Source organism: Halalkalibacterium halodurans, assembly GCF_005671335.1.
Lineage (GTDB): Bacteria > Bacillota > Bacilli > Bacillales > Bacillaceae_D > Halalkalibacterium > Halalkalibacterium halodurans.
Genome location: NZ_CP040441.1, coordinates 4233056 through 4256568, shown reverse-complemented (window position 1 = coordinate 4256568; position 23513 = coordinate 4233056). Strand labels below are relative to the sequence as shown.

Genomic DNA, 23513 nt, shown 5'->3' with positions numbered 1-23513 from the left:
CTCATTCGAAAAATAAAGCCGATGAAAAGTAAAAAACGGTGGGTCGGTTTTATTCAGGCTACGTTATTTAATAGTATGCTATTGTATGTTTTATTTGTCATTTTTAATTTTGCCTAAGGGATGAGGCCCTAAAACCAAAGTGCCTCCTCAAGTGCTCTTCATTACTATAATATATCGTACCTGCTATCGTTTCTGGAAAAATCAGTGCCCCCTCTAGGTACCCGCCAAGAGAAAGCTCGAGCGGCTCGCTATTTTCCCAGGAATAACCGAAAAAGTGTTAGGATAATCATATTTACAAATTCCCAAAATTTATATGAGCTTAAAATTAAAATAGGGGAGAGTGAATTATGTTTCTATTAGTACCTATTAGTGTTGGTATTATTGTCGGTTTGGTTGTTTTTTTTGCAACGAAATGGCTTATTAGTGTTAAAAAATCAAAAACTGTTATTTACGTACCTGCCATTTTATCTATAGTTATCTCTATTAGCTTAATTTTATATGGTTTTATTTTTATTCGAGGATTTGAAGGGGCAGCATACTTAATACTTTCAATAATAGTTTTGCTATTCGCAATTCCCTCCTTATTCTATGCTCGTATCAAATTAAATTAAGTTAATTAACAAAAAAATTTGCCCACTCACCTTTACTCCAAATGCCACTGAGCTTCTAATACTTACTTAGAGGCAGATGACCTCAGTACCGAGATCATCTACTTTTTTAAAAATTAGTCATGTTATTTAAAAAAGATATAAGATTTTTTCTTCTCCTATAGATTTCTTGATTAACACTTATATTTTAAATCTCTTGGGAAATACGCAAATACAATTAAATGTAATGTCAGTGGAGCTACAAGCCAATTCTTTTTTGCGCAATCAAGGAAATTGCACTCGCATCGACAATCATTTGTACCAAAATTATTCCAACAACGATCATGCGTTCGACAACAAGTACTATAGGCATTAATTGTCCTCCACTTAATGTCACGTAACTCCTTCAGGGAATAGATCACTATTTATGCTCGTTTCGAAAAAGCAGGGGAACGCCCGTCATTCAAGTGATAGTGAGCCGCTAAAGGGTTCAGATTTTGACTCGCTAGGCTCTAGACGTGTTGCTTGCGCTGCATGGAATGTTTCACGTGGAACTTGTTTTTCTCAGCCATCTCTGGTGGGCTGTTCTTGATTAAGGATGCTTTTGCCCGCCCCCTCGAGGTGGAATAAGGAAATCCCCAATGCAAAATGGGCGCTTTCTTATTCCGGAATAGCGCCCTTTAATTGAGTATTGAAAATAACGGGTAGGATAACAAGTTTCCTACATTAAATAACACTAAGAAGTCCAATTAAAGTTAAGGTACAGTTTTATACAATGGACGGTAGGAAAAGCGATAATATTTGAACAAAATCGATTAATCGCCATGATGCAGAGTTATCTTGAATAGTCTCTTGAAACGGTTATAGTATTTATACATTAAGGGCACCTCCATGGTTATTGTGTACTTTAATTTCATCAGAGGTTGTCCTTTTTTTATTTGGTAAAATGAAAAAAAGAGACATTCAAAGAATGCCCCGCGTACAAGAGACCTTGTTCTCAGAGCCTAAACATTCACATTTACTGAGTTTTGTCCCAGTCTCATCTCTTTATCATTTGTTTTTTCTCAAAAAGCAAATTTCTTACCTAAAATCGTTCCTAACAATGAAGCTACGGCAACAAACACAAATAATATTCCATATCCTATGCTGCTCCAACCATCAGTCCCAGTGAAATACATTGTCACTGCCAGAGCTAAAGAAACAACTGTTAATATTACACCAGGTAAAACATAATGTTTTTTAGATGGGCTTTTCTTGGCCAATATTGAAGCTAAAACATAAACTGCTACTACAACTACTGCACCTATCAAGAAAAAATATTCCATTTAGAGAACCCCCTTCCAAAGAGCTACACTTATTATAATCCTGTATATGTAAAATTGTAAATAAAACACAGGTTGTTGGAAAAATATAGTGAAACGAGAGTATGGGCAAAAACACCCATTAAGTGTTCACCGCTTTTAGCTTCATGATCACCAAAAATTATAAGCTAAATTCCCCCGACTCCCCCCTTCAACTCACCTAAATGCCCTTTATGAGGCCGTTCCTTTGTGCAGAAGCAAACACTCATGCGTACTGAGACACCCAATCCATTTACCCAATCGAAAAGGAAAAACACAAATTGTCATTTGGCGAGATCTTTTGGATTAATTAAAGTCGTACTCTTATCGGCATCTTTATAGTGGAGCATCTCTGTTAAGTGCCAATTAATTGCCCCATTCAGGATAAAAGGAATACAGAATGTCAAAAAGGATGTCTTTATGGGTATTAATTAAAACCACTTCTAACCAAAAGCTTTGCAAAACAGAAAGACGTAACGATGCTGGGTTACGTCTTTTTGTTATTTAGAGGTACATGCTAATATCAATCATTCTGAAACATTCATCTTTCAAATCGATCGAACGTTCCGGTATTCCAATTTTATTTGAAGGGGTATTTGATCCGATTTTTTAATCCTTCATTTTTTTCATAGCCTTATCGACGTGTTGTTGGACTGATTCTTGATAAAGATCAGCGTACGTTTTTGAATCTCCAATCAGCGCATCGCAGAAAGCCGCAACGTCTGTTCCTGTGACGTCAAGCACTCCTTTTCCGGCAGCTGCGCCTTCTTCAAAGAAGCCGAGAATTTCCGAGAGCAGCCCAATGCCTTCGTTTAGCTCAACAGGACCGACTTTGAAGAGATATTTTTGGATCTCTTTATAGACGATTTGGTAATCTTTTGGCAATTTTTCAACACGGGAAACATGGGCTCTCCATTCTCTTTTGCCTTCGATGATTTTTTTGATACTCATTTCAGTCCTCCTAATTTTCTTGCTACGTTCTTGTTCAGTTGGTCACGCCATTTATCTCTAAACGTTTTTGCACCTTGGTCACCAACAAGGGCGGCGCAGAAGCCTTCGATATCATCTCCCAGTACTTCTTCGACGCTCTGGCCATCTGCTGAGGCAACTTCAAGCAGTTCCAGAGCACTATCAAGAATCGGCATCAGATTACGACCGGTGAAGTCACTGTGAAGCCACAGATTACTTGTGATTTCTTCCCAAGCCGCTCGATATTCAGCTGGCAAGACTTTTGCTCGTGTTTCAAAGCCTTTCATTTCTTTCGTCATATCGCTGCCGGTTATTTTTTCTAAAAAGTTCATTGCATTCTCCTCCTTTAAGACCCTAAGCGATTCAGCAAAAAAACAAGATCATTCCTCGAAGCTCTGTACATCTTTACATGTTTATGTTTAGCTTTAAACAATTTCGACATTCTCTCGTATCTCACCCTAACTTACGTTTAAATTCTTTACTGGCGAAGATGTAAGCGATGACCATGATGCCGATGCACCAGGCAAGCGTGGTCCAAATATCGTTGCCAACAGACCCGTCGTACAAAAGGGCACGAATCGCATTCACAATTGAAGTCACAGGCTGGTTCTCAGCGAACGCACGGACAATTGTCGGCATGGTTTCCGTGGGGACAAAGGCCGAACTGATAAATGGTAAGAAAATCAGCGGGTACGAGTAGGCTGTCGCCCCTTCCATAGACCCTGCCCTCAATCCGGGAATGATCGCCAACCACGTTAGCGCAAGCGTAAAAAGCCCGAGAATCCCAGCTACCGCGAACCATTCCAAAATATTCGCGCTGGAACGGAAGCCCATTAAGAGCGCTACGAGGATAACTATTACGACCGTAAGTGCATTGGAAAGAAGCGAGGTCAACACATGAGCCCACAAGATCGACGAGCGTTTGATGGGCATCGTAATGAACCGCGCCATCAGTCCGCTCTTAACATCATTAAACAGTCGCAAGGACGTGTAAGCGACACCGGATGCGATAGCCATCAGCAAGATCCCTGGCAATAAATAATTGACGTAATTGTTCGTACCTGTCTCTATGGCGCCGCCAAATACATAGACAAACAGCAGCATCATCATAATCGGTGTGACCGCGACCGTGACAATTGTATCCGGGCTGCGCATGATGTTACGCATTAATCGCCCTAGTAATACCCCTGTTTTACTTTTCATTTACTTTTTCCTCCTTTTTCCCGATAATCGCAAGGAAAATGTCCTCCAATGTCGGCTGTTTTTCGACGTACTCCACTTTCGCTGGTGGGAACATTTCTTTGAGTTCAGCAAGGGTACCAGTCGTGATGATTTTTCCGCCATGCAGGATGGCGATACGATCCGCAAGTTGTTCGGCTTCCTCCAAGTACTGTGTCGTCAGCAAAATGGTCGTGCCGCCTCCTGCAAGCTCCTTGACGGCATCCCAGACTTCAATCCGTCCTTCGGGGTCCAGTCCTGTCGTTGGTTCGTCGAGAAAAATGACGGCTGGCTTCCCGATCAGGCTCATGGCGATGTCAAGCCGGCGTTTCATCCCGCCGGAATACTGGTCCGCCCGCCGATTGGCCGCATCGGTTAAGCTGAATCTTGCAAGCAAATGGTCAGCCACTTGAGAGGGATTAGGAACTCCTCGCAACTTGGCGATGATCATCAGGTTTTCCCGCCCTGTGAGCATACCGTCTAAAGCGGCGAACTGTCCTGTCAGGCTGATGCTCTGGCGAACATGATCCGGTTGACGTTGGACGTCAAAGCCGCAAATACTGGCTTCACCCTCATCGGGCTTCAGCAATGTCGAGAGGATGTTGACCGTCGTCGTCTTGCCCGCGCCATTTGAGCCTAGCAGTGCGAAAATTTCACCACGCTGCACCTCAAAATCCCCCCCCTTTAAAACGTCCTTGTTTTTAAAAGATTTTTTTAACCGTTTTACAGAAATGGCTGTATGGCTCATCTCTTTTCCTCCTTTTAAAAATTTGTGTCAAGCGGCTTTCGAATCGGAAAATTGGGTGCTTTATCTGATACGTTGTTTTTCTTCAAACAAAGCATAGTCATGATCTGGTCGATCGTCTGGTGCATCTACATTGTCTATCTCTACTCAGTCTTACTGATATTCTGTATTACTTACTACTAGGGTAAAATTGAACTGAATAGTGTAGGTACAATCTCATTTGTAACCAGCTATTCAGTTGCAATTGAATATAGCTTTAGGATTCATAATACTCGGCTAGTCACGACCAATTGAATCGTTCAACTTCGTGCGATATTTGTCCATCCAGGTTTTCGTATCCTTCATTAATTCATCGCAGAATGCGGCCACGTCCTCACCCGTGAGATCAGTGACTTTCTTGTCTTCCGCTGCTCCTTCCTCAAAAAGGTCAAGAATGCCACCAAAAATACGCTTGGTGTCTTGCCAGTCGGTGGGGCCTCCAGATGTCCACATATATTTTTGAATCGCTTTGTAAGCGTGATGATACTCCTTTGGAAGTGCCTTCGCACGGGCCTCCATCGTCTTCCATTCTCGCTTGTCATTCAGACTTCCGATCATTTTTTCAATAAAACTCATTTTACCTCCTCCTTTTGATTTCTTTCGTTTTAAGTTCGTTCATTTTGCTCGAGATGAACTCCCATTTTCCCCAAAAAATTTCGAGTTGCTTTTGACCTGCTTCGTTGAGTGTGTAAAATTTTCTCGGCGGTCCCACAGTGGATCGCTTTTTCTCGATGTTCACCAGATTGTTCCTCTCAAGCCGCATAGTAATCGTATAAACGGTGCCTTCAACCACATCCGTGAAGCCAAGTTCTCGCAGCTGCTGCGTGATTTCATAGCCGTACGTTTCGCCTCGACTAATGATCTCAAGCACACAACCCTCGAGTATCCCTTTGAGCATTTCTGTGATATTCTCCACATTTATCACCCGTCTGTATTTCATTATATTTCGCAGTACTCTGTATCACAGGTATTGAGTGATACTGATTACTACTACATAGTAATGCAGAATAGCATCGCGTGTCAAGCATCGTTTTTTCTTATTAACGAGCGCACATGTGGTTTCATGTAGGAATCATGCTCGGTTAGAGTTTATACCCGAAAATAAACGTAAAAGTCCCTGTGATCGTTCTTGCCAGATTACATCTTTTATAGCTACGCTCGACTAAGGATTGAATTTATGAAATTTACTCAGGTACAATGGGATTAGTCCAAACATAAGTCATCGAGCCCGTAAGCGAAAACGCTTAACGTTGAGGAACGCGTTCATCGGCTTCAGAAGTAAATGGAAGAAAGGAATGGAGGGATAATATTGTTTGAGCCATCTAATCTAGGGACAATACTATATCAAGCTCTGATCATAGGTCTATTTCTTTTATTTTTTATATCATTTGCCTTCTTTATAAGAAGATTAGTTCTCAATTCTAATCATAATAAGCTACGCATTCAAGAAATCGAGAAAAAACTTGAAAAAATCATCAAGTTATTGTAGGAACAAGAAAAGAAATGATCCTCTATGTAAACTGGATTCTTTTTTCATTGTGGGACAAAGTCGATACGATTCAATCGATTCCTGAACTGCTGAAACCGTCCTTCCTTCCACGCTTTATTAAGTCTCTCCGCCAAGTTTGCTACTCGATAAAAACGAACTTCATACCCTTGTTCACACGCACTATGACCAACAGCTTGTCGATCACTGGAGCGGTCTCATAAAGTAGTGTCGGACATTGCCGACCTTATTCCCTACACTCCCTCTCTCGTTTCCTGCACGGGGATTACAGGCGATGGGAACCCGTAGTAAAAAAAGGGAAATTTCATGAGCTCATCTGTGAAGATCGTCTCCGAACCATTCCCACGCGCCTGGCAACGGCTGGACGCATATTATCCATTCGGATGGTTTCGTGGGACTACCTACCTGTTAAAAGATCTCCTTTAGTCCATACAGAAGGCACTCTGTGTCCTGTCTCGAGAGGGGAAATGGCGAAGACAGAATTATACTAAAAAGAAGGATTAGGATAAGGGTATGGACATCGATCAGCTCTCCGCCCTTCATCGCCTCCATCTTCCCAAAATCAAGCTGGGCCTCACCCGTTGGATGGCTCAGATGCGTCATATTGTGATCGACGGTCTCCTGATTTGGGTTTGTCAAATAAAGTGTGTAAGTTGGGATCACACACTTAGATATATTTGAGAACTCTATCCTTTAATCGGTCATCCATTAATAGCTGGTTCATGGCTAGTGACCAGTTACGGACATGACCACCTTCCCATTTGGTTTCTAATTCTTTAACTCGTAAATAAAGAACTTTAAGTAGGGCATTCTCGTTGGGGAATGCTCCTTTTTTCGTTACTTTTCTAAAGCTAGAGTGGATGCTTTCCACTGCGTTTGTCGTGTACATAATTCTGCGAACTGCACTACCAAAGTCATATAATTGTTCCACGTGGTCAAAATTGCGTTCCCAAACATCAATAGCTCCTGGGTAGGCAGACCATTGTTGTTTGAAGGATTCAAATGTACTTTGACAAGCCTTAAGGCTTTGAGCTCCGTAAACCTTTCTTAAAGAGGCTGTAAATGCCTTATAGTCCTTGCTTGGTACGTATTTAATGGAGTTGCGAATTAAGTGTACAATGCATCGTTGAACGATGACGTCAGGAAATATGGAGCGAGCACCTTCCGCCAAACCCGATACGCCATCCATGGAAATAAAGAAGATGTCTTCTACTCCTCTAGCCTTTATTTCATCAAAGATTTGCATCCATTTATGCTTACTTTCTGTTTCATTTAGCCACAGACCTAGGATGTCTTTTTTGCCTTCCATGGTATAACCCAAAATGGTATACACTGCATACTTCTTTGTCTCATATTGATTGCGAATGGTTGTGTACATGCAGTCCACAAAAACAAACGGATAACAGTCATTTAACGGACGAGATTGCCATTCTTCTAAGTCGGGCAGCACAGTATCTGTGATATCAGAAACCATTTCATGAGATACAGAAAAGCCATAAATGTCCTCAATTGTAGAAGAAATGTCTCGTTGAGACATACCACGTGCATACATGGCAATTACCTTATCCTCTATTTCAGAAACATCCTTTTTACGTTTAGGAATGATTTTCGGTTCAAAAGAGCCATCACGATCTCTTGGCACCTCAATATCTACTTCTCCAGCACTAGTATTTAGCGTTTTCTTTCCATATCCATTTCTTCTATTATTTGTGTTCTTTTCCCCTTTATCATTGGAGTTGTAGCCCAAATGATGATTCATTTCTCCTTTTAACATCGTTTCAAACATAGGACCAAATATATCTTTTAGTGCATTCTGCATGTCTTGTACGGATTCTGGTTGATATTGTTCTATAATTCTATTAGCTAACTCTACTGCTTTTGGATCACGCTTAGATTTCGCCATTATAAACAACTCCCCAATTTATATATATAAGTTGAATTAAAGGATTACAATTACTCTCTGTTGAAATATAAGGGTAACACTTACCAATGAACGGAGAGGAACGAGATGACCCATTCACGTCAACATGAAATCGAAACCTTGCTTACAGCGATGAAAACGACCAAAGATAAACGAATGTATGAACGTTATCAAGCGATTTACTTTTATTTACAAGGCTATTCTAAAAAAGAAATCACAACCATGATTGGGCGTTCCGAAAAAACTATCTATAACTATGTGAATGCCTACAAAGAAAAGGGACTAGATGGCTTAACCATGGGACAATCACCTGGAGCGCCACGCAAATTAACACCCGAACAAGAACAGGAATTGGCTCAAGTGATTGCGACCAAACTTCCCGTAGATGTTGGCTTCCCAGCTAAGTATAATTGGACGTTAAAGATCATTGCTTCATTTATCGAGAAAAAATGGAACCAACCGTATACTCTTCGTGGTGTCTCTCGACTTTTACACGATTTAGGCCTTAGTTATACCAAACCGACTTATACGCTGGCAAAAGCTGACCCGTTGAAACAAAAAGAGTTTGTGGAAGAGACGTTCCCTGCCTATAAAAAAACTCTTAAATGAGGAGATTGACCATCTTCTCTTTCAAGATGAGTCGATGATTCGGGATTACCAAGCTCTTCAATACACATGGTTTTTAAAAGGCAAGCAACGAATCATTCCGACTTATGGAAAGCACCAGGGTGTCAAACTCATCGGTACACTTAATTATGAAACGGGAGATGTGCTTTGTGTAGAAGAAGAACGATACGATGCCGAAGCGTTTCTTCGTTTTCTTCAAAAGGTATTGAAACACTATCCGACCGGTAAGATTGTCATGGTGTTAGATAATGCCCGTATTCATCATGCGAAGCTGATTGAACCTTTTTTGCGTAACCACCAACATCGTTTAGAATTGGTTTTTTTACCACCTTACAGCCCTGAGTTAAATCTCATTGAAGGGTTATGGAAATGGCTCAAATCAGACGTAATTAATAACCTTTTTTATTCCTCTGTTAAAGAGATTCGAAGAAATGTGCAAGCTTTTATTCGTGAGTTAAATGACTCACCTAGAAAAGTTATTGATCGATTGTGCATTCGATTGTAAAAGATAAATTCAACTTATATAGTTATAGTGTAACAATAAAAAAATAAACTGCGAAGTAAGAGCCGTACGCTCTCTTACTTACACAGTTTATATTACACCCCCCCTGATTTTCTCCATCCGCTTCCTCCCGACTTGCACTCCAGGCTTTGATAAACATACACGATTCGATAGGATCCTTTAAGCCCTTTCTCCTTCAGTGCTTCATAGAGGATCTTATTATTTCTTCGCTACTTCTTCTTCAGCCCTGATCTTCCCACAACCAATCGGAAACCATTTCCTCCAGCCTTCTTCACACACCATTCCGTTCCGAACTTTCGATTTCTCTTCGGGCACCTGCTCGCCGTCTGCGTATTTCTCAACCGTCTCCCAGGCAATCCCTAATGGATGGGCAATTTTAATAATCGAAAAGGATTTCTCGCTTCATAAAAGTTTGATAGTATTAATAATAGGTACTGGCAACACCCTTTCAACCTCCACTGTCTTGATTCGGCATCAATTACAGTAGAGAATGTTCGGAAGGCTGGCACGCCTTTTTTGTATCCTTTTCATGTTGCAGAATACCGTGATACAGAATGGCCAATAAAAAGAACCTACAAAAGTAGCAAAGTCATTAGAATGAAACAACACTTATGATAGCAGGTTAATTAGTGTTGAAGATTGAGGGAAGAAAAATCTGGTTATTTGGATAAGCAAAAACCCCGCATAAGCGGGGGGAGATTACATTTAATTAATAAGATATTTTAAAGCTTGTCTGAGGAGTTCCAGGTAACAAATATGCGAAACCCTGGTTTGCCTTTCGATAAAGAGTCATTACATCATCACTTTCCATTGGAACAATATACATTTCGTGGCTCGGAGCCTTGTCATGGGCGCCGTTAATATAAAGGCTAGGTGATCTCGTCATTTCACCTTCATAATAGTAGTTTATGTTAGGATATAGTTTATGAAAAGGTATACCGACATCGTGCCTTACGTTCCAGACTTTTTTGCTTGTTGTATTTGTTCCTCTAGAGAACGTAATTCCACTTGCACTGGCTCTCTCAGTACCAGTAACTGTTTTACATTGAGCATCTTTACAACCAGTTGTAATACCAACATCTTTGTGCATAGAAAGAAGGCTTCCACCAGTCATTTTTATATTTATGTCAGTTCTTGTCCGGTATTTATTCGACCAAAAATTGAAGCCTCTATTGTCTCCTTTGAAATAATTATGATTACTTATTGGGTTTGGATTCTTGACACTAAAATCAGGGATAAATGTCTGGTATCGAATGATATAATTTCTCCATTCTGGGGATCCGGGTAAACTTGAAAAAGTCTTCATTTTTTGTTCAGGAATTTTTATTAATGTATTCAAAGACCCTTCAATTTTAGTCATTTCTTTTAATTCCTCTTTTGAAAGGTCATAGTCAGCCATGATTGATCTTAATTCTTCTGCATGGTCAGGAGACATGTCCATAGTAGCTAAAACCTGGTATGTATAAGTTTCTCCCGATTGTAGATTCTTATCAGTGTAACTTGTTTCAAAAGTCTTTTCAATCAGTTCTCCATCACGATAAATTTCATATGGATAATCTGATGGTAATTCAGACCAACTTAATGTAATATTCGTTTCGTGTGTTACAACTTCCAATGCGTCATTATAAATTGCTGCCTGCATCTCCTTCTGTCTAGGATCTGTATTGTCAATTGTGAGGTTATTCGTAATTAAAGCGCTAACACTATTGTCGTCTTCAATAGCTGAATCATTCTTTATTTTTAGATGGTAAGTATCGATTAATTCATCTTTATCTGAGAATATGTTTACTTGAAAATTTTCTATTTTTTCCTTTAGGTCAACAGTAATGCTATTATCTTCACCGCTATAAATAATCCCCTCATAATTAAGGATTTCATAATGGGCTCCGATGTCTGGGATTTGGATTAAGGCGTTACCATAGGTCTTTAATACTTGAATTTCTTCTGAGGATGCTAGACTCGTAGAGCCAAAAAAAACCAAACAAATCAACATACTAAATAATGATAAAAATGTCTTTTTCATAACAAAACTCCTTTCAATTAGTTAAGGAGGATTATACAGGTTATTAACTGAACTGTCAACAGCTGGATGTTTGTAGAATGAGTTAAATTATGTTAAATTAAATAGAGGGAATGGAAATGAAAGGGTGATTAATATTTTTAGACCTATAATGCTTGTATTTGTTCCAGCTTTAGTTCTATCAATTGTATTTTTAGCTAATCTTAATTTTGAGGATATGAGCCTTATTATTATTTACCTTCCAACAACAGTTTTGTGTTTTTTAGTTTTTGGATTGTTACCGAAGTATCTATTTCTTTATCGAAAGAAGGATAATTACATAACTCGTGGTGTTGTCTATGCTTTATCAGGTTTTATAGGTTATGTAGTTGTATATTTAGTATTTTATGATGGTAGCTTTAAAGAATATATTGACTTTGCTTCTTACATACCATTTTTGATATTGTACGGAATAAGCTTAATAACTTTTTATATTTGTGATCATCTATTGTATCCCTTAAAATGAATAAAATTTGAAAAATGGTCAATTCTACTAGTATGCGTATTGGTTTCACACGAGTTATATAAAGCGAAAGTTTGCTTTATGTATGGTTGTTTCTTGTAATAGCTGAAAACCATATAAACTAGAAAATCTCACTTTAGCCTGAAACAGGACGTTTCAGGCTATTTGGATTGGAACCAAAGGAACTTGTCCCAGTGTGAAATAGAATAGCTGTTGATGGTATTGCATGAGGAAAAACCTTACTATTTGGACAAAAAACTGTACTAAAAACTCAAAAAATCACCTTTAAGCCAGCCGCGCAACAAACTTAAACTGATGTTGACTCAAAAATAGACACACTTTATGATTAAACTAACGAATAATACGGGTGTCATGAAAGGTAAAGTACAAAACTTTCCAACATTTTATTTTATATATTAGGATTTTTGATTTCGTAAAAATTTGATACAATGAACTTAAGACATTGCTAGCATTTCTTTCATCCTCCCACTGTTAAGGCTTCGACATTCATTTACAGTAGGAGGTTATTGTTTTTATAATAAATAGAAGTGAACAGTTATGCATGCTTTCTTTGCATTCCCCTGCTCCTTTGTTAGACACGAAACTAGCGATAGGAGGCTCCGTTTTTATAGCGCACGAGAAAAGTATAGGATAATCTCAGTTTGTGATATTTTTGTATTAAGGATTTCAACTTTAAAATGAGCCACAGGGCAAAGCCCTATTTATTCAAGGAGGTGGATAAAGATGAAGAGCACAGGTATTGTTCGTAAAATAGACGATCTCGGACGTATTGTCATTCCCATGGAACTCCGTCGGGTGTTACAGATTGATGTAAAGGACCCAATTGAAATATTTGTAGACGAGGAGAAAATTGTCCTCCAAAAATACAAAGCCCATCAGGAATGTATGATCACCGGACAAGTTTCTCCGAAGAACCTAGCATTGAAAGATGGAAAGATCACTCTAAGCCAAGAGGGCGCAGAAAAGTTAATAAAACAGATTGAAGATTACCTTCTACAAGTAAGCGCTGATTGAGTTTAAAAGAAAAGAAGCTCCTACCATTCAAGCTTTGGATGGTTAGGAGCTTTTTTTGATACAATGGCCCGTGCCTATTAGAACGATTATAAGAAGATCTCTCATGCGATTATGACATACCCAATCTCTCTTTTCCCTTCAGTTTGAACGATTTTGTCTCTCCTAATAGTTCCCGCTTCTTGAAGTTCACCCTTTATTTTGATTTCTCTAATTCTCTCTTGATTTCTTCTATTCGTTTTTTTCCCCAATCATACATCATTTCCACAATTGGAAGTAACGTCATTCCCAACTCAGTCATTGAGTATTCCACTCTAGAAAGGAAGGACATCGATAAATTACAGGGCTCCTTCTCATTTAGTACATTTTTAAAATTTAAAAATGTAACAGCAAGATTTTGAAAGTAATCTCCCACCTAAAAATAATATACTTACTTTGCATTCGAAATCATTAGTGGGAGTGAAAGGCATGCATAAAACTATTAATTCTAAGATATTCTATTTTGGAACCCCTGTTGTCCTGATTAGTACATTAAATGAAAATGGTACACCTAACTTAGCGCCAATGTCATCAGCATGGTGGTTGAATCATTCATGTATGCTGGGCATGAGTGGAAATTCACAGACTGTTACAAATTTAATTAGAGAAAGAGAATGTGTATTAAACTTACCTTCAGCTGCATTAGTTAGTGCTGTAGATAAGCTAGCTCTAACCACCGGAAAAAAACGAATACCAGATTATAAACTAAATATGGGTTATGAATATGTAGCGGATAAATTTGGGAGATCGAATCTTACTGCAAAACCGGCTCAATTAGTGAAAGCTCCTGTTGTACATGAATGTCCTGTTCAGCTAGAGGCCATTGTTAAGAACATTCATTCCTTTGATGAACCTAGTTTCCTCAAGGCAATTGAAGTTGAGATAATTAAAACACACATTGACGAATCAATTTTAGTAGAAGATAACCAAAATTATATTGATCCTGAAAAATGGAAGCCCCTCATCATGAGCTTCTGTGAGTTTTTTAGTTTAGGAGATAAACTACATCATTCTAGGTTAGCAAAACCATTTATATCTCAATGTGACAATAATTAAAAAGAAAAAATATGAAAGCCCTAATTTATGGGTACAGATTCTTCTATCGTGAAGAAATCGCGGATGCTTTGATCTACTCACTCATGCTATGTTCCGACCTTGGGTTAGATGTAAATGTATTTGGCAATTAATTCATGTATAAAATGGCAGTATAATTTTTGCATATTAAAAAGACCGCAACATAAAAGTTTTGTATAAAACGTTGTATATTTCGCGGCCTTTTTCTTTACTATTTATTCCATTTAAGCGCCCTTTTGCGGAATAACCACCAACCCTTGTTTGTCATTCGTATGATGTATTGAGCTCTCGTTCTTCGTTAGCTTAACGAAGAGGCCTTGATTTTTTCAACCCGTCTTGCCATCTCTTCATATCAGTCTATGAACGGGGCGGGAAGGCTGCCATAAAGAAAGAATGGAAGCCGCGTTTTCCGCGCAGCTTCCGTCCCGATTTTCCGGACAACTAACTCAAATACCGATTTCGGATGACCCCCATGTGATGAATCTCGTGTCCTGCGATGCCGTACGCGAGGGCACGCACCGTAATGCTTGCGTTGTTGGCTGTGCCTTTGCGGGACCACGCCTCCGCCGGTAACCCGCGCAGCAGTGTGATCGTCGATTGCCGTACGGACCGGTAGTCTTCGGCCAATTGCGCGGTTGTCCAGCTTCCGAAAGGAGGTATGAACAATTCCTGGTCGAAACCGGACAGAGGCGTCTGGTCCCCTCTTGCGAACCGGAGCAGACGGTAGGTCATGACGCGTTCTCCGTCTACGATGTGGCCCACGACTTCTTTTAGCGTCCATTTGCCTTCCGCATACCGATACGCGCCATGGCTTTCGGTCAACGATGCCAGCAGCTCGGTCATTTGCTTTTCCTGGGCGAGCAGAATGTCGATGATGTTGCCATCCGGCACCAACCGGATATACTCTCCGACGTCCCCTGCATATTCTTCTTCTGACGGTCTTTGATTCATGCGTAATCCCCTCTCTATGGAGTTATAGAAAATTATAATGCTCTTTCCAATGCTCTACCGCGTTTTTTTGCGAATGACGTAATTTCGGCATGTATAATGAATTCGCGAAAGGATAAAACTTTCCTTCCAATTAATTAAGTGTAAGCAATCACTTAGTTGGTCGGTAGCCACGCTAAACTGCCCTTTAATTTAATAACAATCATCTCAAATTTCCATTATTTCTACAATAAGTTATTCAACAATCTGGTCTTAAGAGACTTCTTTGTAATTGAAAGTTTTTGAAAATCCTTAGACGCTCGTTTTCTGAATTTAAAAGTATTATTTCTACTGGATTATTCCAGTAAGTTGTTGATGTATGTTCCATAAGCAGCGACAGCTTCTTGTGCTAACGCTCCCCGTTCGTGTAAGAATATATTTTCACAATCGTCAATACTGTAAAATCACATATGCCAATCCTGGACCCACTGTTTTGGTAAGTTCATCCCTGACTGCTTAAGTGCAACATAGTATTGTCCTTGATGAATACCCTCATGTTGTATGACTGTACCTAGTAATTCCATTATAGATAGGTAATTCTCTCCCATTTTTATAGAATCAAATGTTGTTTGTTTAAATGCAAATACTAATTCTTCCATACTTCGTTCTAATTCATCAAGCAAACGAAGTTCATCTGATGCCAATTGACCAGGAAATTTTATACTTCCAGTTTTCAAACCATCACGATAAACATCCCTTACACGAACGATATGTATAAAGAGCTTTCTCAATGTTCCTAATTCTGGTACTAATTGAATTTCCCATTTGCTTTCTGGAATTTCTTTTGCTAAAGCGTTCGTCATTTTAGCAGCGTATACAACCCCATTGGTATCCATATTTAACTCCCCTTTCACTTACCCCCAAGCTATTACTCACTTCATCCCGATAAATAACTCATTTTTTCCTAATAGGCCATTAGCGAAGTTACAGTCTATACTTTTAGTAGTAAAATAACTTCACTTTCCTCTAACAACTCGCCTGTGTTTACGAATCCAAGTGACTCATAGAATCGCAGTGCTGTATTATTATCTGGCTCTGTTGAAAGGCCAATATACTGACAGTCATCATTCTTTTTGAGCATATCTATGACTTGTTGCATTGCCTCTTTCCCGTATCCCTTTCTTTGATAAGAGACATCAATCATAAACCTAGGAATCCAATACTTCCTCTCTTCAATCTCTTCTCGATCACATTCCGTCATCACAAAACCTATAACTTCCTCATCCAAGTGTATAGCGTACGGTGTAAATTGGGGATCTACCTTAGACTCTGCAATGGAATAAACATTAGGAGCAATTCGATCCACTTGATCGTCCGCTAATTTTAGAGCTATGCATTTATACATATTTTTTGCCGTTAATTCCTGAATTGATATTTGAGCCATAAACATTCTCCTCTAGATAACATTTACCACTATAAATTCTATATATTTTTTGTAAGTTCTACTCCGAATAAAGTCTTACCAATATATTTATTTTCTTATGGTGAACTGCTTAAAGTAACGGGCAGGATACTTTCAAAAGGAATTTTTAACTTTTTTATAGAATATTGATATGGTTAGCCGAGTTTAGTTGAGAAGAGAAAGGTGAGATGAGATTGGGACAAATTAAAATTTATGGGGTTAAGGACAGGTTAAGTCCAATTAAAGACACATTATCGAATGTAATTCATTCGTGTATGGTAGAAGCACTTGAATTTCCTTCAGATAAGAAATTTCATCGCTTTTTCCCTATGGACAAAGAAGATTTTTATTTTGCGAGCGGGAGAACTGAAGCATATACCGTAATTGAGATTAGTATGTTTGAAGGTCGAACGGTTGCAGCTAAAAAACAATTACTAAAGCTACTATTCGAACGTATAAATAGTGAATTGAGTATATCCCCTCAAGATATTGAGATTACCATTTTTGAAACACCGAAACACAACTGGGGAATAAGAGGATTCCCCGGGGATGAGTTAGCACTGAATTATAACGTTAATGTATGAGTAAAAGCGGTCTCTAATTGACCGCTTTTTCAACTATTTGTAAACATCGATAGGCTAGCCTTTATTTCGATATTATGGAGACTGTAATTATGACAAAAAATGGTTCTGCCAATTTCGTGTTGCATGCAAAAAGTGAACAGTTTTACTGGGTAGGAAATGGTCAACTGTCCATTAAAACATTCTTTAATGGTAAAGCCCATTACAAGACGAACAAAGGCTTTTTTGCTGTTGAAGAGAGTAGATACTTACTCCTCAATGAAGGTGCCTACACAATTTCAATTGATGAGCCTAGAGTGGTGGAATCCTTTTGTGTTTTCTTTAAAGAAGGGTTTGCAGAAGAGGTCTTTCGTTCTTTAAAAGAAACAAATGACCGTCTTCTAAGCGATCCGTTTAAGGATACAAGTTCTATTGGTTTTTTTGAAAAAACCTATCATAAAAATAACGCTCTTTCTTCGCAACTAGAAAATTTCAAACAGATGTTACCTAATCTCGATATTGATTCTATTGGTTATGAGGAACAATTCCATAAGATAATGTACTCTATTTTAAATGAACACTTAAATGCATACAAAGAAATTGAATCATTACATGCCATTCGTCATTCTACACGTGAAGAATTATATAGAAGAGTAAGTATGGCACATGATTATATTAGAGCTTATTTTGATAAACCTATAAACCTAGATGATGTTGCTAAAGTTGCTTGTTTATCACCTAACCATTTAATAAGGACTTACTTTCAGGTATATGGTAAAACACCTCATCAGCATATTTCAGAATTTAGAATACAAAAAGCAAAGCAACTATTATCAAAAGCAGGTAAAAATATGACTGATATAACCTTCTTACTGGGATTTCAAAACCCTGTGTCCTTTAGTAAAATGTTTAAACAACATGTTGGTATATCTCCTATGGAATATCGGAAACAGGTGATATTGGATAAGAAAAATTAGAGGATATGATTTATGCTTATATTGAATAAACATTTGAAAGGAGAAATGGATTATGGCAACGACAATGGTTCAAAAAGTTGGACAGATTGGCGTACCTGTTAAAGACTTGAATAGAGCATTAGATTTTTATAAAGAAAAATTAGGTCTGTCTCTTTTATTTAACACTGATCGTATGGCTTTCTTTGAATGCAACGGGTTACGCCTAATGTTATCCCTGCCTGAAAAAGAAGAATTCGCCAATTCAAGTTCAGTTATTTATTTTCAAGTCACTAATATTAAAGAAGCTTATGAGCGCTTAGCAGACAAAGAAGTTACTTTTGTCGATGAACCACATGTCGTAGCAAAAATGGGACAAACAGAAACATGGATGGTATTTTTTAAAGATACAGAAGATAATACTCATGCATTGATGAGTGAAGTACAAGTGTAAGATTATTAAAAGGAGACCGTCTAAATCACATGAACGGTCTCCTTCAATTTCAATTAGCCGTATACCATTATTTGGTTATACGGTTCACCTTAACTACTTAAAAGGCAAAATAATAAAGCTCTGGTAGAATGACCAATGCTCTTTATCTATAGCTATTTACGTGCCCAATCATTAATAGCTTTTATATCTTCAGGCGTTGTCCTGCAACATCCACCTATAATCCTAGCTCCCGCTTCATACCAGCGTTGAGTGCTAGTGGTGAATTGTTGATTTGAAGTTATTTCGTTCCACTGCTTACTCGATGCATCATATTCTTCACCTGAATTCGGATAAACAATGATTGGTTTAGAAGTTTTATTTTTTATTTCTTTAATTAATGAATCAATATAATTTGGTGCAGAACAATTGATACCAATTGCTGCTACTTGCTTCTCCTCTGCTAGCCATTTTGCACAATCTGCCATTTTTTCTCCGCTACTAATATGAAAGTCATCTTGTGCACTAAAACTAATCCAAGCGTAAACTTGAGGGAATTCCTTTAATACCCTTGTTATGGCTTTAGCCTCTTTATGACAAGGAATGGTCTCACACGCTAGGATATCAGCACCAGCTTCAACCAGTATTCTAATTCTGTTTCTATGAAAAGCCACTAATTCATTTTCACTTAATAAATAATCACCTCGATATTCAGAACCATCTGCAAGAAAGGCACCATAAGGACCTACTGAAGCAGCCACGATAGGTTCAGGCCTGCCATATTGATTTTCCTCAATTCTCCAAAATTCATCTCGTGCTTTAATAGCAATTTGAACAGATTTTTTAATTAAACCAATCGCCTCGTCTTCACTCAAGCCTCTTTCCCTATATCCTTCTACAGTAGCTTGATAGCTAGCCGTTATGGCACAATCTGCACCTGCTTCAAAATAATCTAGATGAACTTTCTTTATCAATTCCGGATTTTCTATTAATATTTTGGCTGACCATAATCGATCATTTAATTTACACCCATAATTCTCGAGTTCTGTCGCCATGCCTCCATCTAAAATCATAAGAGGAAAGTGAGTCAAAATTCGTTCTATTGGGTTCATTTTATATCCTTCTTCCATAATCGAATTTCATTTTCAAATGATAATTAGTTCCTTATAAATTTACTTAAAAATTTCTTCGTTCTTTCAACACTTGGATTATTAAAAATTTGTTCAGCTGTTCCCTCTTCAATAATCATTCCGTCTTCCATAAAGATTACACGGTCGGAAATCTCACGAGCAAAATTAAGCTCATGTGTGACAATTAACATTGTATTTCCTTCATTTGCTACCCCTTTTATCGTTGTCAACACTTCATCCACTAACTCTGGGTCAAGGGATGAAGTCGGTTCATCAAACAATAAAACTTCTGGATTAAGAGCTAGCGCCCGGGCAATACCAACCCTTTGCTGTTGCCCGCCTGATAGCTGTGCTGGATAATGACTTAACCTGTTATCCAAACCAACTTTTTCAAGAATGTCTATGCTTATCTTTTTAGCATCATTCTTTTTCATTTGCTTCACACTTGTTAAACCAATCATCACATTTTCTAACACTGTTAAATTTTTGAATAAATTATTTTGTTGAAACACCATTCCTGTCGACGTTCTTAAGGACAAAATATCTGTCTTACTAGCTGACTCCACATTGACCCTTTTATCACTAACCTCAACGAATCCACTTGTAGGCTGCTCCAAGAAATTAATGCAACGTAATAGTGTTGATTTGCCTGAGCCACTGTATTTGGCAAGAGAAAAATGCATAAAACGGCAAGCCTTTTTGCAGCCACTTAATAACACTTATTCCTTACATATTGTTCAAAAGGAATGACTCTTTCATTCGGTTACTATCTCCTCCGAAAATCACTAAATGAGAGTGGTGAATCAGGCGATCTACCACGGCTTCCGTTAAAATAGGGTCGCCAAATACATGATTCCATTGCCCAAACTGCAGATTTGTAGTGATGATAATACTCCGCTTTTCATAACACAAGGAGATGACCTGGAAGAGTAGCTCGGCCCCATGTTTGTGAAGCGGTATATATCCCAGCTCATCCAGAATTAAAAGATCAAGCTTCTCGATTTTCTTAAACAGCTTATTGAGATTTCCTTTGTCATTCGCCTCTAATAACTCATTGGCTAGAGAAGCAATGGTATAAAAAAAAACTTCACTCGTTTCCCATATTTTTGTATCGCATTCATGCCAATGAGGGTGGAAAGGTAGGTTTTTCCTGCACCAACGCCGCCATAAAACACCATGTTTTCTTTTGATTCAATAAATTCACCGTCCAGGAGAGATTGTTGACTTAACCCCTGCCCCAGCTGAATATCCTTCCAGTCAAAAGGTTTGCCGGATACGTTCGGCAGGGTTGCCGCCTTGAACAAAAGATTAATTTTTCGTTCTTCACGCTGTTCTATTTCTTTTTCAAAGAGCTTCAGTAAATATTCTTCTGTGTTCGCCGCTTCTACCTCTCGGTAGTTCTCTCGAATCCAGCTTAGCTTTAAGCGCTTGGCATATTCTTGGATCTGTTCCTGCATTAGGCCTTCCTCCTTTCCTGCTGGAAGAAGACATCGTATTGATTCATACCTCGTTCAGCTATTGGCATTACTGGAACTGTACTTTTTAGCCTTACTGTCTCTCTGGAGCCTCTGCCATGAATGAGCTGATGAAAGACTTGCTTTATTGTTTCTGTGGATGGATGACATCGCTCGGATGCAATTTCCAGGGCCTCTGTAGCTGTCTCCAGACTATGGTCTTTAAGAAGGTCTGAGAGTAACTGAAGCGCCTTTTTCTTTTCTTCCAGAGTACATTCCTCCAGATAAGTTTGCCATTTAAAGGGCAGTTGATCATAGAAAGTTGTATATTTTAGCGCCGTCGGCCTTTTAGCCATTAGGTACAGATAAGGCTGCCATTTCATCGACTTTGATTCTTCTCCATACAGTCGTTCATGGCTCACAATCACTTCATAGTTGTCCGAAAGGATATCTATCCTGTTATAAGTGATGCCAGCCAATACCTTTTGATTGGCAAAGCGCGGGGAAGTAGAATACCTTTTCGTATCTACTAAGATATAGCCGTACTTGTCTGCTTTGAGAGTTTCATAGCGTACACAAGAGTATTCTTCCGGCGGTAAATACATTAACGCTTCTTTGTCCTCTTCAAACAGCCTGGCAATTTCTTGTTTCTTTTCATAATGAGGACGGTTTCGATCCTTTTCTGCCTCCTCCCATAACCGATCATTCAAATTATCCAGCTGATATACCGTTCGTTCCGGAAGGAAGAAATTATTCCTCGCATATTTAACCATCGCTTCTACATGTCCTTTTTCATTGCCGGCACCCGGATTACAAAATTCATACTCAAACCCGTAGTGCAAAGCGAAGCGCTTGAAACCCTCAGTAAGCTCGCGTTTTCCTTGTGGTAAAACCTTTTTTACTGCGGGGGATAAATTATCAAAACGAATCCTTTTTGGCACTCCTTGCAGATGATGGAAGAACCGTTTTAAGCCCTCCAGGAAACATTCCTGATTTTCAGCTTCAAACACCTGAACTAAGAATGCGTTACTGTATGGAAAAGAAAGCACCAAATACGGCAGGTCTATAACCTTTCCCTTTACTTTAAAAGGGGCTTCCCCAAAATCTACTTGAGCGTCTCCTGGCTTGGATTCCAACGGAAGAGCAGCGTCATCGCTTTCTTCCAATAACTCCTTTTTCCGTTTGGAGACATACCCGCGTACAGTTCGCTCTGAACCTTTGAAACTTACTTCATCTTTAAGTAATTGCCAAATACGTTTGGCAGTCCTTCGATACTTCTTTTTCTTCTTCATATCCTCTCTCAACCATTGATCAACTATGTCTTTGACTGGATCCATTACTGGAGCCGGCTGAGCTTTCTTCTTCTTCTTTTCCGGTTGGAAATTGTCCATATCGGCATACTTTTTGACTGTGCGGAAATCCGTGTTTGTTCTTCTCGCAACATCTGAGTACGAATACCCTTTTGAGTTAACTTCATTTCTGATATACTTAATTTCGTCCACTTGTAACATCTCCTAAAACTACCTCCTGCCAGATTATTGGGTCCAACAGGAAGTGTATTGAATTTTTGGGGTGTTAGCAAGTGGCTTTTTTTATGCAGGCCCCCCGCGGGGGGCCTGCATAAAAGGAATGCCATAACCTACATTTTTATTCTGCCATAAACACTGAGCCACTCGGTCCTAAAATCGAAACAACTTCTCCCTTATTAACGGTCAGATTAATCCCCTTTAGCACATGCTGCTTATCAAAGTACTTATGAATATTCTCCAACTTAATCATGAAGCAATCCCTCTTTCATATCTGCGAGCGCGCTTCTCTATTTTAACTAGCAATCTCTCGACTATAATACAAACGATCCAATAAACAATCGATACAGCAATATATACTTCAAAAAATGCTAAACCACGAGAACCGAGTATTTTAGCTTGTCCCATGATGTCTATAACACCAATAATAAAAACAAGAGAGGTGTCTTTTATCGTTGTAATAAACATATTTCCGAGATTAGGTATGGCCACTGTCAATGCTTGCGGAAATATAATTTTAAGCATCATTTGTGTAGGACTCATACCTATAGCCTTAGCCGCTTCAAATTGCCCTCGATCGACTGACTCAATCGCAGACCGGATTGTTTCAGACAAATAAGCACCTAAATTAATTGAAAATGCTAAAAGTGCATATACTTCAGGGGCTATAATATTAACATCTAAATTGATAAGCCACCCGTATTCAGACTGTAAAAAGTATATGACCTTTGGTATTCCGTAGAATACAAGATAGAGTTGAACTAATAGAGGTGTTCCTCTAATGAAAGAAACATATAAAGAAGAAAACACCCTCAATACGGGAATTTTATATATTTTTATAAGCGCTGTGGCAAGCGATGATTGAATAGGTTACACTTAGTTGGACAGTTTCGTTAAGGTCATATACACTTGATTCAAATAAACTCTG

General features: G+C 38.7%; 24 protein-coding genes and 4 pseudogenes. 8 read left to right on the top strand and 20 right to left on the bottom strand.

The genetic code is table 11. The annotated features are described in order from the left end of the window. Positions 1 to 347: 347 nt before the first annotated feature. Entirely contained in the window at positions 348 to 611 is a 264-nt protein-coding gene (locus tag FED51_RS20675) for a YesK family protein (RefSeq protein ID WP_053430093.1), read from the top strand. A gap of 1040 nt (positions 612 to 1651) precedes the next feature. Here FED51_RS20675 and FED51_RS20670 read toward each other — a convergent pair. The 7 genes from FED51_RS20670 to FED51_RS20640 all read right to left on the bottom strand — a co-directional run bounded on the left by FED51_RS20670 (position 1652) and on the right by FED51_RS20640 (position 5814). Then, a complete protein-coding gene (locus FED51_RS20670) occupies positions 1652 to 1912 on the bottom strand; it encodes a YesK family protein (protein ID WP_053430094.1) in 261 nt (86 codons plus the stop codon). Positions 1913 to 2536: 624 nt separating this feature from the next. After that, positions 2537 to 2878, bottom strand: coding sequence for a DUF1048 domain-containing protein (locus tag FED51_RS20665; RefSeq protein WP_053430095.1), 342 nt, complete (start codon positions 2876 to 2878; stop codon positions 2537 to 2539). Further along, complete coding sequence (locus FED51_RS20660) at positions 2875 to 3228, bottom strand: DUF1048 domain-containing protein (RefSeq protein ID WP_010900101.1); 354 nt, start codon at positions 3226 to 3228, stop codon at positions 2875 to 2877. The genes FED51_RS20665 and FED51_RS20660 overlap by 4 nt, the downstream gene beginning before the upstream one ends. 121 nt (positions 3229 to 3349) lie before the next feature. Then, positions 3350 to 4099, bottom strand: a complete 750-nt coding sequence (locus tag FED51_RS20655; protein ID WP_010900102.1) for an ABC transporter permease — start codon at positions 4097 to 4099, stop codon at positions 3350 to 3352. After that, the gene (locus tag FED51_RS20650; RefSeq protein ID WP_053430096.1) at positions 4089 to 4862 is read right to left on the bottom strand and encodes an ABC transporter ATP-binding protein; all 774 of its coding nucleotides are present in this window, start codon (positions 4860 to 4862) and stop codon (positions 4089 to 4091) included. Before FED51_RS20650 ends, FED51_RS20655 begins: the two co-directional genes overlap by 11 nt. A gap of 273 nt (positions 4863 to 5135) precedes the next feature. After that, positions 5136 to 5474: a DUF1048 domain-containing protein gene (locus tag FED51_RS20645; protein ID WP_053430097.1), complete on the bottom strand. Its 339-nt coding sequence runs from the start codon at positions 5472 to 5474 to the stop codon at positions 5136 to 5138. Between the two features lies 1 nt (position 5475). Beyond that, positions 5476 to 5814, bottom strand: coding sequence for a PadR family transcriptional regulator (locus FED51_RS20640; RefSeq protein WP_041821025.1), 339 nt, complete (start codon positions 5812 to 5814; stop codon positions 5476 to 5478). A gap of 366 nt (positions 5815 to 6180) precedes the next feature. Between FED51_RS20640 and FED51_RS20635 the strand changes: the two genes are divergently transcribed. Further along, positions 6181 to 6387: a DUF4083 family protein gene (locus tag FED51_RS20635; RefSeq protein WP_233443867.1), complete on the top strand. Its 207-nt coding sequence runs from the start codon at positions 6181 to 6183 to the stop codon at positions 6385 to 6387. 44 nt (positions 6388 to 6431) lie between these two features. On the opposite strand, the pseudogene FED51_RS21480 reads toward FED51_RS20635, so the two are convergent. Both FED51_RS21480 and FED51_RS20625 read right to left on the bottom strand, forming a co-directional pair. Further along, a pseudogene (locus FED51_RS21480) lies at positions 6432 to 6569 on the bottom strand (ATP-binding protein); the annotation flags it as partial. A 503-nt stretch (positions 6570 to 7072) separates the two neighbouring features. Further along, on the bottom strand, positions 7073 to 8308 hold the full coding sequence (locus FED51_RS20625) for an IS256 family transposase (protein WP_053430206.1): 1236 nt from the start codon (positions 8306 to 8308) through the stop codon (positions 7073 to 7075). A gap of 105 nt (positions 8309 to 8413) precedes the next feature. On the opposite strand from FED51_RS20625, the gene FED51_RS20620 reads away from it, so the two are divergent. Then, a protein-coding gene (locus FED51_RS20620; RefSeq protein ID WP_138090594.1) for an IS630 family transposase occupies positions 8414 to 9458 on the top strand; the annotation gives its coding sequence in 2 pieces (ribosomal slippage) (positions 8414 to 8911 and positions 8913 to 9458; 1044 coding nt in all). A 727-nt stretch (positions 9459 to 10185) separates the two neighbouring features. On the opposite strand, the gene FED51_RS20615 is transcribed toward FED51_RS20620, so the two are convergent. Next, positions 10186 to 11499 carry a fibronectin type III domain-containing protein gene (locus tag FED51_RS20615; protein ID WP_053430099.1) on the bottom strand — a complete coding sequence of 438 codons (1314 nt, stop codon included), beginning with the start codon at positions 11497 to 11499 and terminating at the stop codon, positions 10186 to 10188. 1243 nt (positions 11500 to 12742) lie between these two features. Here FED51_RS20615 and FED51_RS20610 point away from each other — a divergent pair. Then, on the top strand, positions 12743 to 13033 hold the full coding sequence (locus FED51_RS20610; RefSeq protein ID WP_010900106.1) for an AbrB/MazE/SpoVT family DNA-binding domain-containing protein: 291 nt from the start codon (positions 12743 to 12745) through the stop codon (positions 13031 to 13033). 193 nt (positions 13034 to 13226) lie between these two features. Here the strand turns inward: FED51_RS20610 and FED51_RS20605 are convergent. After that, a pseudogene (locus FED51_RS20605) lies at positions 13227 to 13346 on the bottom strand (winged helix-turn-helix transcriptional regulator); the annotation flags it as partial. A gap of 152 nt (positions 13347 to 13498) precedes the next feature. Here FED51_RS20605 and FED51_RS20600 point away from each other — a divergent pair. Continuing rightward, positions 13499 to 14125, top strand: a complete 627-nt coding sequence (locus FED51_RS20600) for a flavin reductase family protein (RefSeq protein WP_010900108.1) — start codon at positions 13499 to 13501, stop codon at positions 14123 to 14125. Positions 14126 to 14584: 459 nt separating this feature from the next. On the opposite strand, the gene FED51_RS20595 is transcribed toward FED51_RS20600, so the two are convergent. The 3 genes from FED51_RS20595 to FED51_RS20585 all read right to left on the bottom strand — a co-directional run bounded on the left by FED51_RS20595 (position 14585) and on the right by FED51_RS20585 (position 16514). Beyond that, complete coding sequence (locus tag FED51_RS20595; RefSeq protein WP_053430101.1) at positions 14585 to 15094, bottom strand: DinB family protein; 510 nt, start codon at positions 15092 to 15094, stop codon at positions 14585 to 14587. A 440-nt stretch (positions 15095 to 15534) separates the two neighbouring features. Beyond that, positions 15535 to 15966, bottom strand: coding sequence for a DinB family protein (locus FED51_RS20590; RefSeq protein WP_053430102.1), 432 nt, complete (start codon positions 15964 to 15966; stop codon positions 15535 to 15537). Positions 15967 to 16061: 95 nt separating this feature from the next. Further along, complete coding sequence (locus tag FED51_RS20585; RefSeq protein WP_053430103.1) at positions 16062 to 16514, bottom strand: GNAT family N-acetyltransferase; 453 nt, start codon at positions 16512 to 16514, stop codon at positions 16062 to 16064. 212 nt (positions 16515 to 16726) lie between these two features. Here FED51_RS20585 and FED51_RS20580 point away from each other — a divergent pair, with 212 nt between their 5' ends. The 3 genes from FED51_RS20580 (at position 16727) to FED51_RS20570 (ending at position 18499) form a co-directional block, all read left to right on the top strand. Next, positions 16727 to 17116: a tautomerase family protein gene (locus FED51_RS20580; protein ID WP_053431904.1), complete on the top strand. Its 390-nt coding sequence runs from the start codon at positions 16727 to 16729 to the stop codon at positions 17114 to 17116. Positions 17117 to 17205: 89 nt separating this feature from the next. Then, positions 17206 to 18069: a helix-turn-helix domain-containing protein gene (locus tag FED51_RS20575; RefSeq protein ID WP_053430104.1), complete on the top strand. Its 864-nt coding sequence runs from the start codon at positions 17206 to 17208 to the stop codon at positions 18067 to 18069. Between the two features lie 52 nt (positions 18070 to 18121). Beyond that, positions 18122 to 18499 carry a VOC family protein gene (locus FED51_RS20570; protein WP_053430105.1) on the top strand — a complete coding sequence of 126 codons (378 nt, stop codon included), beginning with the start codon at positions 18122 to 18124 and terminating at the stop codon, positions 18497 to 18499. 152 nt (positions 18500 to 18651) lie between these two features. Here the strand turns inward: FED51_RS20570 and mmuM are convergent, their stop codons facing one another. From mmuM to FED51_RS20540, 6 genes and pseudogenes are all read right to left on the bottom strand, one after another. Next, complete coding sequence (gene mmuM, locus FED51_RS20565; RefSeq protein ID WP_053430106.1) at positions 18652 to 19587, bottom strand: homocysteine S-methyltransferase; 936 nt, start codon at positions 19585 to 19587, stop codon at positions 18652 to 18654. A 44-nt stretch (positions 19588 to 19631) separates the two neighbouring features. After that, entirely contained in the window at positions 19632 to 20288 is a 657-nt protein-coding gene (locus tag FED51_RS20560) for an amino acid ABC transporter ATP-binding protein (RefSeq protein ID WP_053430107.1), read from the bottom strand. 43 nt (positions 20289 to 20331) lie between these two features. Next, positions 20332 to 21062 (bottom strand): annotated as a pseudogene (gene istB, locus FED51_RS20555) (IS21-like element helper ATPase IstB). Beyond that, entirely contained in the window at positions 21062 to 22570 is a 1509-nt protein-coding gene (gene istA, locus FED51_RS20550; protein ID WP_134230280.1) for an IS21 family transposase, read from the bottom strand. The pseudogene istB and the gene istA overlap by 1 nt, the downstream one beginning before the upstream one ends. Positions 22571 to 22724: 154 nt before the next feature. Then, positions 22725 to 22838, bottom strand: a pseudogene (locus FED51_RS20545) (amino acid ABC transporter ATP-binding protein); the annotation flags it as partial. After that, positions 22835 to 23452 carry an amino acid ABC transporter permease gene (locus tag FED51_RS20540; protein WP_138091060.1) on the bottom strand — a complete coding sequence of 206 codons (618 nt, stop codon included), beginning with the start codon at positions 23450 to 23452 and terminating at the stop codon, positions 22835 to 22837. The pseudogene FED51_RS20545 and the gene FED51_RS20540, both read right to left, overlap by 4 nt. Between the last annotated feature and the right edge of the window lie 61 nt (positions 23453 to 23513).

Coding starts and splice junctions, on each gene's coding strand:
- FED51_RS20615 (WP_053430099.1), bottom strand. CDS start 11,499: ATGAAAAAGACATTTTTATCATTATTTAGTATGTTGATTTGTTTGGTT.
- FED51_RS20645 (WP_053430097.1), bottom strand. CDS start 5,474: ATGAGTTTTATTGAAAAAATGATCGGAAGTCTGAATGACAAGCGAGAA.
- FED51_RS20585 (WP_053430103.1), bottom strand. CDS start 16,514: ATGGCTCAAATATCAATTCAGGAATTAACGGCAAAAAATATGTATAAA.
- FED51_RS20560 (WP_053430107.1), bottom strand. CDS start 20,288: ATGCATTTTTCTCTTGCCAAATACAGTGGCTCAGGCAAATCAACACTA.
- FED51_RS20610 (WP_010900106.1), top strand. CDS start 12,743: ATGAAGAGCACAGGTATTGTTCGTAAAATAGACGATCTCGGACGTATT.
- FED51_RS20655 (WP_010900102.1), bottom strand. CDS start 4,099: ATGAAAAGTAAAACAGGGGTATTACTAGGGCGATTAATGCGTAACATC.
- FED51_RS20675 (WP_053430093.1), top strand. CDS start 348: ATGTTTCTATTAGTACCTATTAGTGTTGGTATTATTGTCGGTTTGGTT.
- FED51_RS20595 (WP_053430101.1), bottom strand. CDS start 15,094: ATGAATCAAAGACCGTCAGAAGAAGAATATGCAGGGGACGTCGGAGAG.
- FED51_RS20575 (WP_053430104.1), top strand. CDS start 17,206: ATGACAAAAAATGGTTCTGCCAATTTCGTGTTGCATGCAAAAAGTGAA.
- FED51_RS20590 (WP_053430102.1), bottom strand. CDS start 15,966: ATGGATACCAATGGGGTTGTATACGCTGCTAAAATGACGAACGCTTTA.
- FED51_RS20625 (WP_053430206.1), bottom strand. CDS start 8,308: ATGGCGAAATCTAAGCGTGATCCAAAAGCAGTAGAGTTAGCTAATAGA.
- FED51_RS20570 (WP_053430105.1), top strand. CDS start 18,122: ATGGCAACGACAATGGTTCAAAAAGTTGGACAGATTGGCGTACCTGTT.
- istA (WP_134230280.1), bottom strand. CDS start 22,570: ATGTTACAAGTGGACGAAATTAAGTATATCAGAAATGAAGTTAACTCA.
- FED51_RS20650 (WP_053430096.1), bottom strand. CDS start 4,862: ATGAGCCATACAGCCATTTCTGTAAAACGGTTAAAAAAATCTTTTAAA.
- FED51_RS20660 (WP_010900101.1), bottom strand. CDS start 3,228: ATGAACTTTTTAGAAAAAATAACCGGCAGCGATATGACGAAAGAAATG.
- mmuM (WP_053430106.1), bottom strand. CDS start 19,587: ATGAACCCAATAGAACGAATTTTGACTCACTTTCCTCTTATGATTTTA.
- FED51_RS20665 (WP_053430095.1), bottom strand. CDS start 2,878: ATGAGTATCAAAAAAATCATCGAAGGCAAAAGAGAATGGAGAGCCCAT.
- FED51_RS20600 (WP_010900108.1), top strand. CDS start 13,499: ATGCATAAAACTATTAATTCTAAGATATTCTATTTTGGAACCCCTGTT.
- FED51_RS20670 (WP_053430094.1), bottom strand. CDS start 1,912: ATGGAATATTTTTTCTTGATAGGTGCAGTAGTTGTAGTAGCAGTTTAT.
- FED51_RS20635 (WP_233443867.1), top strand. CDS start 6,181: ATGGAAGAAAGGAATGGAGGGATAATATTGTTTGAGCCATCTAATCTA.